The organism is Pseudomonas sp. DCA-1, assembly GCF_046523955.1.
GTDB lineage: Bacteria > Pseudomonadota > Gammaproteobacteria > Pseudomonadales > Pseudomonadaceae > Aquipseudomonas > Aquipseudomonas putida_Y.
On the sequence record NZ_CP169881.1, the window covers coordinates 5,353,787 to 5,368,368 of the forward strand.

Genomic DNA, 14,582 nt, shown 5'->3' on the forward strand with positions numbered 1-14,582 from the left:
GCATATCATCCGCGAAATAACCGTCCGACTCCAGCATTTCTGCCCGAAACGGCTTTGAAATTGCCGTTCCAGACATTGCAACCGGTTAAGTCGGCACTTCCACCTGCAACCCATCGACACGCTGGAACCCGCGTGGCAGCTTGCTGCCGCGCCGTCCGCGCTCGCCCTTGTAGTGCTCCAGGTCGTCCGCCTTCAAAGACAGGGTACGCTTGCCGGCCTGCAACACAAGCGTCGCGCCTTCGGGAATCACGGCTAGATCGGTAACAAATTCTTCACGACTGGCCACCCGGTCACCCGGCACGCCAATGATCTTGTTGCCTTTGCCTTTACCCAACTGCGGCAGGTCGCTGACCTTGAACACCAGCAGGCGGCCTTCGGTGGTCACCGCCGCCAACCAGTCCTGCTCGCGATCGGCCACTGGGCGCGGGGTCATGACCTTGGCCCCGTTGGGCAAGCTGAGCAAGCCTTTGCCGGCCTTGTTCTTGGCCTGCAGGTCTTCACCCTTGACCACAAAGCCGTAACCGGCATCCGAAGCCACCACGTACAGCGCATCGTCGTCAGGCAACAACACACATTCGAAAGTCGCCCCCGGTGGCGGCGTCAGACGGCCAGTCAGCGGCTCACCCTGGCCACGCGCCGATGGCAGGCTGTGGGCGGCCAGCGAGTAGCTGCGCCCGGTGGAATCGATAAGCACGGCAAACTGGTTGGAACGCCCGGCCGCGGCAGCCTTGAAGCCGTCGCCGGCCTTGTAGGAAAGGCCAGTGGCGTCGATATCGTGGCCCTTGGCGCAGCGCACCCAGCCTTTCTCCGAAAGCACCACGGTGACGGGCTCGGTCGGCATCAGCTCGTTTTCCGACAGCGCTTTGGCTTCGGCACGCGCTACGATCGGCGAGCGACGATCATCGCCATAGGTTTCGGCATCCTTGATCAGCTCGCTGCGCACCAACTTGCGCAGCTTGGCCTCGCTCCCCAGCAGGGCCTGCAGCTTGGCTTGCTCCTTCAGCAACTCATCCTGCTCACCGCGGATCTTCATCTCTTCCAGGCGCGCCAACTGCCGCAGGCGGGTCTCGAGGATGTAGTCGGCCTGAATCTCGGTCAGCTCGAAACGCTCGATCAGGGCCTGCTTGGGGTATTCCTCGGTACGGATGATGTGGATCACTTCATCCAGGTTGAGGAACGCGGTGAGTAAACCGTCCAGCAGGTGCAGACGCTTTTCGACCTTGTCCAGACGGTGCTGCAGGCGGCGACGAACGGTATTGGTGCGGAATTCCAGCCACTCTACCAATATGGTTCGCAGGTTTTTCAACTGCGGACGGCCGTCCAGGCCGATGATGTTCACGTTGACCCGGTATGTGCTTTCCAGGTCAGTGGTAGCGAACAGGTGCTGCATCAGCTCGTCGACATCCACGCGGTTGGAACGCGGGATGATGACGATACGGCACGGGTTTTCGTGGTCCGACTCGTCGCGCAGGTCGGCGACCATCGGCAGCTTCTTGGCCTGCATCTGCGCGGCAATCTGCTCCAGCACTTTGGCCCCGGAGACCTGGTGCGGCAGCGCAGTGACGACGATGTCGCCATCTTCGACACGGTACACGGCGCGCATGCGGATCGAGCCGCGGCCGCTTTCGTACATCTTGAGAATTTCTGCCCGCGGCGTGACGATCTCTGCCTCGGTCGGGTAATCCGGCCCCTGGATATGCTCGCACAACTGCTCGATGGTTGCCTTGGGCTCATCGAGCAGTCGCACACAGGCACTGGCCACCTCTCGCAGGTTGTGCGGCGGCACATCGGTGGCCATGCCCACCGCGATACCGGTGGTACCGTTGAGCAGGATATTGGGCAGGCGCGCAGGCAGCACGGCCGGCTCCTGCAACGTGCCGTCGAAGTTCGGTACCCAGTCCACGGTGCCCTGGCCGACTTCGCTGAGCAGCACTTCAGCGTAGCGCGACAGCCGCGCCTCGGTATAGCGCATGGCGGCGAACGACTTCGGATCATCCGGCGCACCCCAGTTACCCTGGCCATCGACCAAGGTGTAGCGGTAGCTGAACGGCTGCGCCATCAGCACCATGGCCTCGTAGCAGGCCGAGTCGCCATGGGGATGGAACTTGCCGAGCACGTCACCGACGGTACGCGCCGACTTCTTGTGCTTGGCATCGGCGTCGAGCCCCAACTCGCTCATGGCGTAGACGATGCGTCGCTGCACCGGCTTCAGGCCGTCGCCGATGTGCGGCAGTGCGCGGTCCATGATCACGTACATGGAATAGTTGAGGTAGGCCTGTTCGGTGAAGTCAGCCAGCGAGCGGCGTTCGACGCCGTCCAGGCTGAGTTCCAGTGAGTCGCTCATGCGGGCCTCGTCATTATTTCAGGTTCTGGCGCAGCAGCATGGTGCCACCGCGCTGGGTAAATTCAAGTTGTTGCAGGGCACTCATGCCCAGCAGTACGGTGGGCCCGTCCAGGCCCGGCACCACGATGGCGCGTACGTTCTGCAGGCGGATATCGCCCAGTTGCAGGCTGGCCAGGCGCGTGCGGTAGCCTTCGGTGCGGCCGTTGGCGGTGCTCAGTAGCACCGGGCTACCGCGCTCCAGGCTCAGTTCATGAGCCAACGCCTCGGGGATCGCCACGTCGGTGGCGCCGGTGTCGAGCATGAAATGCACCACCTGGCCGTTGATGGCACCATCCACCACGAAGTGGCCCTGGCCATTACTCAGCAGGCGCACTTCGATAAAGCCTGCACCATGCTCGGATTGCACCTGGCTATTGGGGTTACGCTGGCTGTCTTCCCACTGGCCGAAAAAGCGCGTGGCAAGAAACAGCGCCGCCGCCCAGGCGACGATCATCAGCACCCTGCCCGCGCGCTTGCCCGGCGCCTGGCTCATGGTTTGGCGCTCCAGCCGCCTTGCGGGGCGTCGAAGCGCCAGACGACCGGGCGGGTTTCGCCATCGGCGCGGGCGCTGTTGTTGTTGTCCAGGCCAATCCAGGCACCCTTGGCATCGATCACCAGTGCTTCGGCAAGGCCAAACGGCTGCGCGTAGCGCCGTGACTCGACCAGCGCATCAGCAGCGAACGACCAGCAACGCTCGACCTTGCCACTGTCGGCATCACGCCGGCACACCCGGTAAGCGTTACGTTCAAGGGTAAACAGCTTGCCCTCGAACCAGGCCAGGTCAGCGAAGTCGCGCGACAGCGCACTGGCATTGGGCATTTGCTCCGGTTGCATCTCGACCCCGGCCTCGCTCAGCAGCACGCAACTGCGCCCGCAGGTCCATACCGATTGCCGGCGCTCAATGGCCACCAGGCCACGGCGCTCACGCTCGGCGGCCAGCCACAGGCGGTCACCCGCCGGGTTGATCGCCACGCCTTCGAACAGGGCATTGAAGTTCAGCAGCATGCCGCTTGCCCGGGCCTGGCGCACCATGGCCGAGTCTATCCTCAACCAGTCCGGCTCACCTTCCAGCGGCAATTGCAGTACCGCGGCATGCGCCTCGCTGACCAGATAGAGGTTACCCGCCTGATCACAGGTGATGCCTTCGAAATCCAGCTCGCCACCGCGAATGAACGATGCCGCCCAGTTGCGTGACTTCAACCCCCATGGCAGGCCGCTTTCCGGGACAGTTGGCGGGGTGAAGGTGAGCGGCTGCGCGCGCCAGGTGGGGTTCTGCTGATCGAAGCGGTAGATGCGGTCGTCGTCACGGTCGGACACACCCCACAGCCCGCCCCGGCATTCCACCAGACCAGACAGGTTGCCACCGCGCATACCGTCGATCGGGTGCTCGGCTTGCATCTTCAGCTCTGGCCAGTTGCCCGCCAGGGAAGGCAGGGCAACCAGCGCCAGGCAAACGGCAAGTACTTGCCGAATCAAACCATGACCTCGGCCAGGTTGCCCTTGGTTTCCAGCCAACTCTTGCGGTCACCGGCGCGCTTCTTGGCCAGCAGCTTGTCCATCAGCTCGCAGGTGGCTTCTACGTCGTCCAGGGTCAACTGCACCAGCCGTCGGGTGTTCGGGTCCATGGTGGTTTCGCGCAACTGCGGCGGGTTCATCTCGCCCAGGCCCTTGAAGCGTGTTACCTGCGGCTTGCCGCGCTTCTTCTCGGCCACTAGGCGGTCGAGGATGCCGTCACGCTCGGCTTCGTCGAGGGCGTAGTAGATTTCCTTGCCCAGGTCGATGCGGTACAGGGGCGGCATGGCCACGTAAACATGCCCAGCCTCGACCAGTGCCCGGAAGTGTTGAACAAACAGCGCACACAGCAGTGTGGCGATGTGCAGGCCGTCGGAGTCAGCGTCGGCGAGGATGCAGATCTTGCCATAGCGCAGTTGCGCAAGGTCGGTTGCACCCGGATCGACGCCGATGGCCACGGCAATGTTGTGCACTTCCTGGCTGGCCAGGACTTCGCCACCGTCCACTTCCCAGGTGTTGAGGATCTTGCCGCGCAGCGGCAGGATGGCCTGGAATTCCTTGTCCCGCGCCTGCTTGGCCGAACCACCGGCCGAGTCACCCTCGACCAGGAACAACTCGGCACGCATCGGGTCCTGGCCCGCACAATCGGCCAGTTTGCCGGGCAATGCCGGGCCTTGGGTGATGCGCTTGCGCTCGACCTTCTTGCTGGCTTTGAGGCGGCGCCCGGCGTTGCTGATGGCCAGTTCTGCCAGTTGCATGCCCAGCTCGGGGTGGGCGTTGAGCCACAGGCTGAAAGCGTCCTTGACCACACCGGAGACAAATGCGGCCGCCTCGCGTGATGACAGGCGCTCTTTGGTCTGCCCGGAGAACTGCGGGTCCTGCATCTTCATCGACAGTACGAAGGTGATGCGCTCCCAAACGTCTTCCGGCGCCAGCTTCACCCCGCGCGGCAGCAAGTTGCGGAACTCGCAGAACTCACGCATGGCATCCAGCAAGCCTTGGCGCAAGCCGTTGACGTGGGTGCCGCCCTGGGCGGTGGGGATCAGGTTGACGTAGCTTTCCTGAATGCTGTCGCCGCCTTCGGGCAGCCACAGCAAAGCCCAGTCAACCGCTTCCTTGTTGCCCGCCAGGCTGCCACAGAACGGCTCGTCGGGCAGGCGCTGGAATTCGTTGACCGAGTCGACCAGATAAGAGCGCAGACCATCTTCGTAGTGCCATTCGACCTTTTCGCCGCTGGCCTTGTCCTCGAAGCTGACCAGCAGCCCTGGGCACAGTACCGCCTTGGCCTTGAGCACGTGCTTGAGGCGGCTGATGGAGAACTTGGGCGAGTCGAAGTACTTCGGGTCGGGGCTGAAGTACACGCTGGTGCCGGTGTTGCGCTTGCCGACCGAGCCGACCACTTCCAGCTCGCTGGCCTTGAAGCCATCGGCAAAGGTCATCTGGTATTCGTTGCCGTCACGTTTGACGCGTACGCGCACCTGGGTCGACAGGGCGTTGACCACCGAGATACCCACCCCGTGCAGGCCACCGGAAAACTGATAGTTCTTGTTGGAGAACTTGCCGCCGGCGTGCAGCTTGGTGAGGATCAGCTCGACCCCGGACACGCCCTCTTCCGGATGGATGTCCACCGGCATGCCGCGGCCGTCGTCGCTGACTTCCAGCGAATGATCGGCATGCAGGATGACCTGCACCGAACGCGCGTGGCCGGCCAGTGCTTCGTCGACACTGTTGTCGATGACTTCCTGGGCCAGGTGGTTGGGGCGGCTGGTGTCGGTGTACATGCCCGGCCGCTTGCGGACCGGATCAAGGCCCGAGAGGACTTCGATGGCGTCTGCGTTATAGGCGCTAGGATTGGCCATAGGGTCTCGTCGTCAGTCTGGTGAATGCAAAAAAGTCAAAATACAGAAAAATCGAGCGCCGCATACTGCCCACGGGCAATGCCGGCGAAGGCCAGCAGTGCCGGCATGCGCTCGGCGAAGCCCTGGAAGCTGTGGTCGCCACCGGCCTGGATACGCAGTGCACAAGCACGGTAATAGCGCTCGGCGTGTCGGTAGTCCAGGGTTTCATCGGCGGTCTGCAGCCACACTTGATAGCGGTCGGCATCGGCCGGGGCCGCGACTTCCAGTTCGGCCAGGGCCTGCACATGATCGTGGGTCAGCTCCCAGGTTTCACCACTGTAATGATTGCGCTGGGTGCCCAGGTAACCGTCGAAATGCTTGTGTGGGGTTACCGCCGGGTTGACCAGAAGGGCCTTGAGGCCATGGCGCTCGGCCAGATGGGTGGCATAGTAGCCGCCGAGCGAACTGCCCACCAGCAGTGGCGCACCCAGTTCGGCGATGGCCGCTTCGAGCTGGGCCATGGCTTGCCGTGGGTGGTGGTGCAGGGCCGGCACTCGCAACTGGTCGGCCAGGCCGAGCTGCTGCATGACTGCCTCCAGCTGACGCGCCTTGGTCGAAAGCGGTGAGCTGTTGAAGCCATGGATATAGAGGATGGAACCCGACATGCTGCCCCCGGAATCTGTGGCTTCGCGCCTGATAATGCGGGCGCAGGGACGCGCAGTGTAGCGCGTTCGCCGGGTTTTGACGCAGTGCCACGGATTTCGCAATAATTTTCCGGCAGGCTGACGTGGCCTGCTCAATACCCTGGGCTGTCGAAGTCGAGCTGCACCTCGAAATCCACCGCCCGCTCCACCCCGGTCTCCAGCCGCCCATCGGCATGCAGGCGCAACCAGCGGTACCCCGGATGCTCTTCGCTCACCTGGAAGCCCTCGCTGCGCGCCGCGAACTGAATACAGGTCGACGGTGTGGCCAGCAGGCGCCGCCCCTCTCGGACCTCATCCCATTCCTGGTGCACATGCCCCCATAGCAAAGCCCGTACCTGTGGATATCCCTCAACGATATCGAACAGCGCCTGGGCATTGCGCAAGCCGATCGGCGCGATCCAGGCGCAGCCGATGTCCACTGGCTGATGGTGGAAGCACACCAGGCAATGCCGCTCACCAGCCTCTTTCAAGGCGGCTTCCAGCACGGCCAGCTGGTCATCTTGCAGAAACCCGTGGGTAGCACCGTGCACGGCGGTGTTGAGCATGACCACCCGCCATGCGCCAATATCGGTCACCGCCTGCACCAGCTCCGGCGCCACCTGCGCCATCACCTGAGCCTCGTCATGGTTGCCCGGCAACCAGCGGGTGGGTACGGCAAACGGTGCGGTCAGCTCACGAAACGCTTCATAGGATGCCACGCTGGCATCCTGGGACAGGTCGCCCGTGCACAGCAGCAAGTCGACAAGTGGCTGCTCGCGTCGCACCTGGGCCACCACGTGGCGCAGGCTGTCGCGGGTATTGAGGCCCAGCATGCTGCCAGCCGGGTCGGCGAACAGGTGGGCATCGGTCAGTTGCACCACGTGCACAGGACGGGATTGGTCTGGCGGCAACAACGGCCATCTCCTCGAATGGATTCAGCGGGAATTATGGCTGGGCGACGGTGACGAGCAAACACCCGCAACCGACTCACGTCACAATTCAGCGAACACTTGCCAATTCGTGGCCGCAGGCCAGGCAGTGACTGAGCCACTCACCCAGGAACAGGTTGAGCTGGGCCTTTTCGTCCGGCTGGTGCATGGCGTCGTTTGGATACGGATAGATGCTGCGCAGGCGCCGGGTGTGTTCGGCACTGACCACTTCGGCCATGCGCGCATCGTGATACACCTGCACTTCCAGGTGCGGGACTGGCAACCACGGCAGACTGTGTTCCTGGCGCACATGCAGGGTGGTGGTGTACGGGCAGGCCAGCACCACGTCGAGCACCAGCACGCCGAGCATCTGATCACCCTGGGTCATGCCGATGCGGCGCGAGCTTTGGGTGGTGCGCATGTCGGGCAGCAAGCGCATCAGCCGGGCGTAGTTGGCCTCGCAGGCTGCCTGCAGCCCGACCAGGTCGACTCGATAGCGCTCGCGCAGCAGGTTCACTTCCACATACCTCTTACTTCGTCACGGTTCAGCGCAAGCCATTGCAGGCCAATAATGGTTGCCGCGTTGCAGATGCGCCCGTCGCGCACCGCCTGCAGGGCATCCTCGAACGACCACACGCGTACGCGAATGTCTTCGCCCTCCTCTTCCAGGCCATGCAGCCCTCCCGCGCCCTCGCTGCTGCAACGGCCGAGGAACAGGTGAACGTATTCGTCACTGCCACCTGGCGACGGGAAGTAGCGGGTCATCGGCCACAGGGCGCTGAACGTCAGGCCTGCTTCTTCTTCGGCCTCGCGATGGGCGACTTCCTCGGGCTGCTCGTCTTTGTCGATCAGCCCGGCAACCATCTCGATCAGCCAAGGGTTGGCGACCTTGTCCAGTGCGCCCACGCGGAACTGTTCGATCAGCACCACTTCATCGCGCGCAGGGTCGTAAGGCAGCACGCATACCGCATCGTGGCGCACAAACAGCTCGCGACTGATCTCGCGCCCCATGCCACCGGCAAATAGCTCGTGACGCAGGCGTAACTTGTCGAGCTTGTAAAAGCCCTGGAAGCAATTGGCCCGCTCGATGATTTCGAAGCCCTTGGGCACAGCGTTCAACGCGTCTGACATGGAAATCCTCATTACCTCGAATACTGCTTCGCGCCATCCTACTCCGCACGCCTGTTGGTTTCATCCCTTTCCAGCAACCGCTGGCGCACTCGGGACAGCAGCCCTTCACTCTGTTAGCTTAGTGGCGAACTGAAGGCCGCGCAGACGGTCAAAGGCCGACTTTTCCCTGTTCTGCAAGGATCATCATGACACTTGTCAAACTGACTTCCGTGGCCGTGCTGGCACTCGCTCTGGGCGCCTGCCAGAGCCTGTTCACGCCCAACTACCGGGCCCCGCTCGAGGTCAAGCGCGACGCCTGGGAGCATGTCAAACCCGGCTGCAGCGAGAGCGACTGCCCGCTGGTGAACATCGACATGATCCACTTCCCAGCCCTGCCCAAGCTCGACGGCATCGTCGAAAAACGCCTGCTGCAACTGACCGAAGACAATCAGCATGGCACCGCACCAGCCACCCTGCAGGCCTACGAACAGCAATATCTGGCCAGTGCCGACAAACGTAACAGCAGCTACTTGCAAGCCAAGGTACGCGAACAGCATGACGGGTTGGTGATCATCGAGTTGTCCAGCTACCTGGACAGCGGTGGCGCCCACGGCATGCCCGGCCGCGGCTTCATCAACTATTCACGCAAGCTGGACAAGGTGCTGACCCTGCAGGACATGCTGGTGCCCGGCCAGGAAGACACCTTCTGGAAAACCGTCGAAGAATCGCACCGCGCCTGGCTGATGAGCGTGGGCATGGACAAGGATGCCGAGTTCGTCAAGACCTGGCCATTCAAGAAATCGCCGCACGTCGCTCTGACGTACGGCGCGGTAGTGGTCAAGTACGAGGTCTATGCCATCGCGCCCTACTCCATGGGCCACGTGGAACTGAAGATCCCCTACCCGCGCCTGAATGGCGTACTCAAGCCTGAACTGTTTCCCGGCCGCGGCTGAGGCTCAGTAACCCATGCAGCACACCTGCCAGCAGCAATGCTGGCAGGGTCGCGCCCAGTTCCGGCGCCTTGGCGGCAATCAGGTGATAGGCCACCGCCCCGGCAAACCAGGCCACCAACGCCTGCCAGTGCAAGCCATTGACCTGCGCTGGCAGACGGCGTCGACGGACCACGTAGTGGTCCATCAGCACCACGCCGAACAGCGGCGCGAACACCGAACCGATCAGCAACAGGAAGTTTTCGTACTGTGCCAGTGGCGCCAACAGGGCGATCAGGGTGCACAACACGCCGATGGCCAACGCCAGGTGCTCGACCTTCAGCGGTATAAGCACACCGGTGGAAACCGCCGCCGAGTGGATGTCGGCGAAGGCTTTTTCCGACTCGTCCAGCAGAATTAGCAGCAGCGGGATCCCCATACCGGCGCCCGCCAGGGCCAGCAACAGCGCATTGACTTCGCCACTGGCGGCGAACGCCAGCGTGTAGGCCACGCCCAGGCTCATCAGCCAGGTGTTGCCAATGAAGTAGCCAACGACCGTGCCGCCGAACACATGCTTGCCATTGCGGGCAAAGCGCGAGTAGTCAGCGATCAGCGGCAGCCAGGACAGCGGCATGGCGATGACGATATCGAAGCCAACCGCCAGCGACATCGAACCATCCCCGGCACGGTTCCACAGTTCGGCCAGGTCGGCCTTGGCGAACAGGTTCCAGGTCAGCCACAGGCAAGCGCCCAGCAACAACCAGATACCCCAGGCGCGCAACACCTTGCGCACGAAGGCCAGTGGCCCGCTGACGGCCAACAGGGTGGCCAGGGCACCAAAACACAGGGTCCAGAGCATGGGGCTGTTCCAGGCACTCTCCTCACCGAACGCCCGCGCTCCCAGCAAGCTGGCGGCATCGCGCATGACGATGATCTCGAAGGCGCCCCAACCCACCAGTTGCAGCAAGTTGAGCAGCGCCGGCAAGCGCGCGCCATGGCTGCCCAGGCTAAGTTTCAGGGTGCCCATGGCAGACAGGCCGGTATCGCTGCCGATAACCCCGGCGGCGCCCAGCAACAGCACACCGACACCGGTGCCCAGGGCGATGGCCAGCACCGCGCCAGCAAGGCCCAGGCCTGGCGCCAGCATGGCACCGACCTGCAGCACCATCAGGCCGATGCCGAGGGAAAACCACAGTGAAAACAGGTCGCGAGCACCGAAGATGCGCTGCTGGATGGGGATTGGATGGTCGGGAGAGAACTGGCTGGGTGATGTCATTGTCATGTCCGCAGGAATGATGGTGAGTGGCATGCACCACCCTGTGGGAGCGGGCTTGCCCGCAAACACCGGCAAAGCCGGTGCCATGCACCGCAGTGCTTGCTTCGCGGGCAAGCCCGCTCCCACAGGGTAAGGTGCTGCGGTTTAGACTTTGTGGTACAGCTGGCTGCCTTCCTGGCGGAACCGCTCGGCCTGCTCACGCATGCCTTGCTCGACCGTCACATCCACGGCCTCGATCTTGGCAGCGTACTCACGCACTTCCTGGGTGATCTTCATCGAACAGAACTTCGGCCCGCACATCGAGCAGAAGTGCGCGACCTTGGCCGATTCCTTCGGCAGAGTCTCGTCATGGAAAGCACGGGCGGTGTCCGGGTCGAGGCCCAGGTTGAACTGGTCTTCCCAACGGAACTCGAAACGCGCCTTGGACAAGGCGTTGTCGCGGATCTGTGCCCCCGGGTGGCCCTTGGCAAGGTCGGCGGCATGCGCGGCGATCTTGTAGGTGATGATGCCGGTCTTGACGTCGTCCTTGTTCGGCAAGCCCAGGTGCTCTTTCGGCGTTACGTAGCAGAGCATGGCGCAACCGAACCAGCCGATCATCGCCGCACCAATGCCCGAGGTGATGTGGTCGTAACCTGGCGCGATATCGGTGGTCAGTGGGCCGAGGGTGTAGAACGGCGCCTCGTCGCAGCACTCCAGCTGCTTGTCCATGTTCTCTTTGATCAATTGCATCGGCACGTGGCCGGGGCCTTCGATCATGCATTGCACGTCGTGCTTCCAGGCAATCTTGGTCAGCTCGCCGAGGGTTTCCAGCTCACCGAATTGCGCCGCGTCGTTGGCGTCGGCAATCGAGCCAGGGCGCAGGCCGTCGCCCAGCGAGAAGCTGACGTCGTAGGCCTTCATGATTTCGCAGATTTCGTCGAAGTGGGTGTACAGGAAGTTTTCCTTGTGGTGCGCCAGGCACCACTTGGCCATGATCGAGCCACCACGGCTGACGATGCCGGTGACGCGCTTGGCGGTCAGGGGTACATAGCGCAGCAGCACACCGGCGTGAATGGTGAAGTAGTCCACGCCCTGTTCGGCCTGCTCGATCAGGGTGTCGCGGAACAGTTCCCAGGTCAGGTCCTCTGCCACACCGTTGACCTTTTCCAGGGCCTGGTAGATCGGCACGGTACCGATCGGTACCGGCGAGTTGCGAATGATCCACTCGCGGGTTTCGTGGATGTGCTTGCCGGTGGACAAGTCCATGACCGTGTCCGAGCCCCAGCGGATGCCCCAGGTCAGCTTGGCCACCTCTTCCTCGATCGAGGAACCCAGGGCGCTGTTGCCGATGTTGCCGTTGATCTTCACCAGGAAGTTACGGCCGATGATCATCGGCTCTACTTCCGGGTGGTTGATGTTGGCCGGAATGATCGCGCGGCCACGGGCGATTTCCTGGCGGACGAATTCAGGGGTGATTTCTTTCGGGATGTTGGCACCGAAGCTGTGGCCGGCATGTTGCTCATTCAGCAGGCCGGCGGCGCGGGCCTCCTGTAACTTCATGTTTTCGCGGATGGCCACGTATTCCATCTCGGCGGTGATGATGCCCTGACGGGCATAGTGCATCTGCGAGACGTTGGCGCCGGCCTTGGCCCGGCGCGGGTTGCGCACATGGGCGAAACGCAGCTTGGCCAGCTCTGCATCGTTCAGGCGCTGCTGACCGAAGTCGGAGCTCAGGCCTTCCAGGCGCTCGGTGTCACCGCGGGCTTCGATCCAAGCCGAACGCACATCGGCCAGGCCTTTGCGCACGTCGATGATCACATCGGGGTCGGTGTACGGGCCAGAAGTGTCATACACCAGCACCGGGGCGTTGGCCTCGCCGCCGAAATCGGTCGGGGTGTCATCCAGGCTGATTTCACGCATGGGGACGCGGATGTCCGGGCGCGAGCCTTCGACATACACCTTGCGCGAACGCGGGAACGGTTGTACGGACTGCTGATCGACTTGTGCCGATTCGCTGAGGTTGATCGTTTTTTCTTGTTTGGTCATCACAGGCTCTCCTGACGGCTTCCTAGCAGTGGAATGTCGGGGTGAACCTGAAACGCGCGGACGCACCCTCTTTGGGTGCAGTGCCGGATATGGGGGTGCCTGAAGCTGTATGCAGCTGTGACAATCCCGGACCTGGCACAAGAGGCTCCCCGGGAAGGTGAGCAATCTTGTTCCCTACGCAGGCGCTAACCTGATCAGGTTCAACGGGATCCGCACCTCTGCGATCTCAGCCTTTGCTTCAAGGCACCCCGACAAGAACATGCGCAGTCTAGACTGGAGTGGTCAGCAAAGCCAAGCAGGTAAATGCGCGGATGATGAAAGGCACACCGAGCGATTGTTGCCGGGTGCGCATGGCACTACACTGGCCCATCGCTCGATACTCAACAGTTCAGTAATTAAATTTCGTACAAGGATTGCCTCTATGCTGCGCAAACTCTCACTGGCGATAGCCGTGTCTTGTGCGTCCAACGGAGTGGTCTGGGCAGCGGACGTGCCCTCGACAGTCAAGACCGATCTGGTCAGCGTCTACCAGGAGGCAGTGGACAACAACGCCGACCTGGCTGCCGCACGCGCCGATTACGGGGCGCGCCGCGAAGTGGTGCCGCAGGCCCGCGCCGGGTTGCTGCCAAACCTGTCGGCCGGTGCCGAGATGATGAACACCCGCACCAAGCTGGACGAGCCGTCCATGACGTCCAATCGCAGCGGCAACTCCTGGAGCGCGACCTTGGCTCAGCCGATCTTCCGCGCTGATCGCTGGTTCCAGTTGCAAGCCGCCGAAGCCGTCAACGAACAGGCAGCACTGGAGCTGTCGGCGACCGAGCAAAACCTGATCCTGCAAACCGCGCAAAACTACTTCGCCGTCCTCCGCGCCCAGGACAACCTGGCCGCCACCAAGGCAGAGGAAGCGGCCTTCAAGCGCCAGCTGGATCAGTCCAACGAGCGTTTCGACGTGGGCCTTTCGGACAAGACCGACGTGCTGCAATCCCAAGCCAGTTATGACACTGCACGCGCTAACCGGATCATCGCCGAACGCCAGGTGCAGGATGCCTTCGAGGCCCTGGTGACCCTGACCAACCGTGAGTACACCTCTATCCAGGGCGTAGTGCATAGCCTGCCGGTACAAGTGCCAACGCCCAACGATGCCAAAGCCTGGGTCGAAACCGCCGGGCGCCAGAACCTCAACCTGCTGGCCACCAACTACGCGGTTTCTGCCGCAGAAGAGACCCTGCGTCAGCGCAAGGCCGGGCATGCACCGACCCTGGACGCCGTGGCCAAGTACCAGAAGGGTGACAACGACAGCCTCGGCTTTACCAACCCATCGCAACTGGGGGTGCGCTACAGCGGCGACGTCGAGCAGACCAGCGTTGGCCTGCAACTGAATATCCCGATCTACAGCGGCGGCCTGACCAGCTCGCAGGTACGCGAGGCTTACCAGCGCCTGAGCCAGAGCGAGCAACAGCGTGAAAGCCTGCGCCGCCAGGTCGTGGAAAACACCCGCAACCTGCACCGCGCAGTGAACACCGATGTGGAACAGGTACAGGCGCGCAAGCAGTCGATCATTTCCAACCAGAGCGCGCTGGAAGCCACCGAAATCGGCTACCAGGTCGGTACCCGCAACATCGTCGACGTGCTTGATGCCCAGCGCCAGCTGTACACCTCCGTGCGCGACTACAACAATAGCCGTTACGACTACATTCTCGACAACCTGAGCCTGAAGCAGGCAGCCGGCACCCTGAGCCCGCAAGACCTGCAGGACCTGAAGCGCTACCTGAAACCTGACTACAACCCGGACAAGGACTTCCTGCCACCGGACCTGGCGGCAGCAGCGGCCAAGAACTTCGAGCGCAGGCCTTGAGATAGGTGCTGGACTCTTCGCGGGCTTGCCCGCTCCCACACG

12 protein-coding genes and 1 riboswitch are annotated in these 14,582 nt (G+C 62.7%); of the genes, 2 read left to right on the plus strand and 10 right to left on the minus strand.

Features of this window, described 5'->3' with window-relative positions:
* Window positions 1-85: 85 nt before the first annotated feature.
* The 8 genes from parC to ACE4QZ_RS25280 form a co-directional block, all read right to left on the minus strand.
* Complete coding sequence (parC, locus tag ACE4QZ_RS25245; RefSeq protein ID WP_014859646.1) at window positions 86-2,344, minus strand: DNA topoisomerase IV subunit A; 2,259 nt, start codon at window positions 2,342-2,344, stop codon at window positions 86-88.
* A 13-nt stretch (window positions 2,345-2,357) separates the two neighbouring features.
* Window positions 2,358-2,876: a TIGR02281 family clan AA aspartic protease gene (locus tag ACE4QZ_RS25250; RefSeq protein WP_021783862.1), complete on the minus strand. Its 519-nt coding sequence runs from the start codon at window positions 2,874-2,876 to the stop codon at window positions 2,358-2,360.
* The gene (locus ACE4QZ_RS25255; RefSeq protein ID WP_279935241.1) at window positions 2,873-3,859 is read right to left on the minus strand and encodes an esterase-like activity of phytase family protein; all 987 of its coding nucleotides are present in this window, start codon (window positions 3,857-3,859) and stop codon (window positions 2,873-2,875) included. The genes ACE4QZ_RS25250 and ACE4QZ_RS25255 overlap by 4 nt, the downstream gene beginning before the upstream one ends.
* Window positions 3,856-5,754 (minus strand): DNA topoisomerase IV subunit B, encoded by a 1,899-nt coding sequence (parE, locus tag ACE4QZ_RS25260; protein WP_410480260.1) that lies wholly within the window; start codon window positions 5,752-5,754, stop codon window positions 3,856-3,858. The genes ACE4QZ_RS25255 and parE overlap by 4 nt, the downstream gene beginning before the upstream one ends.
* Before the next feature lie 35 nt (window positions 5,755-5,789).
* Window positions 5,790-6,398, minus strand: coding sequence for a YqiA/YcfP family alpha/beta fold hydrolase (locus ACE4QZ_RS25265; protein ID WP_021783860.1), 609 nt, complete (start codon window positions 6,396-6,398; stop codon window positions 5,790-5,792).
* 131 nt (window positions 6,399-6,529) lie between these two features.
* On the minus strand, window positions 6,530-7,330 hold the full coding sequence (gene cpdA / locus ACE4QZ_RS25270) for a 3',5'-cyclic-AMP phosphodiesterase (protein WP_031322453.1): 801 nt from the start codon (window positions 7,328-7,330) through the stop codon (window positions 6,530-6,532).
* A gap of 85 nt (window positions 7,331-7,415) precedes the next feature.
* The gene (locus ACE4QZ_RS25275) at window positions 7,416-7,868 is read right to left on the minus strand and encodes a DUF1249 domain-containing protein (RefSeq protein ID WP_003249480.1); all 453 of its coding nucleotides are present in this window, start codon (window positions 7,866-7,868) and stop codon (window positions 7,416-7,418) included.
* A complete protein-coding gene (locus ACE4QZ_RS25280; RefSeq protein ID WP_021783858.1) occupies window positions 7,859-8,476 on the minus strand; it encodes an NUDIX domain-containing protein in 618 nt (205 codons plus the stop codon). Before ACE4QZ_RS25280 ends, ACE4QZ_RS25275 begins: the two co-directional genes overlap by 10 nt.
* Window positions 8,477-8,661: 185 nt before the next feature.
* Here ACE4QZ_RS25280 and ACE4QZ_RS25285 point away from each other — a divergent pair, with 185 nt between their 5' ends.
* A complete protein-coding gene (locus ACE4QZ_RS25285) occupies window positions 8,662-9,408 on the plus strand; it encodes an RsiV family protein (RefSeq protein WP_003249476.1) in 747 nt (248 codons plus the stop codon).
* Here ACE4QZ_RS25285 and cytX read toward each other — a convergent pair.
* Both cytX and thiC read right to left on the minus strand, forming a co-directional pair.
* The gene (gene cytX, locus ACE4QZ_RS25290) at window positions 9,377-10,660 is read right to left on the minus strand and encodes a putative hydroxymethylpyrimidine transporter CytX (RefSeq protein ID WP_021783857.1); all 1,284 of its coding nucleotides are present in this window, start codon (window positions 10,658-10,660) and stop codon (window positions 9,377-9,379) included. The two genes, ACE4QZ_RS25285 and cytX, sit on opposite strands and share 32 nt — an antisense overlap.
* A 144-nt stretch (window positions 10,661-10,804) precedes the next feature.
* Window positions 10,805-12,685: a phosphomethylpyrimidine synthase ThiC gene (gene thiC / locus ACE4QZ_RS25295; RefSeq protein WP_021783856.1), complete on the minus strand. Its 1,881-nt coding sequence runs from the start codon at window positions 12,683-12,685 to the stop codon at window positions 10,805-10,807.
* Window positions 12,686-12,839: 154 nt separating this feature from the next.
* Window positions 12,840-12,946, minus strand: a riboswitch (TPP riboswitch).
* A gap of 160 nt (window positions 12,947-13,106) precedes the next feature.
* Between thiC and ACE4QZ_RS25300 the strand changes: the two genes are divergently transcribed.
* Entirely contained in the window at window positions 13,107-14,540 is a 1,434-nt protein-coding gene (locus tag ACE4QZ_RS25300; RefSeq protein WP_021783855.1) for a TolC family outer membrane protein, read from the plus strand.
* Window positions 14,541-14,582: the final 42 nt, after the last annotated feature.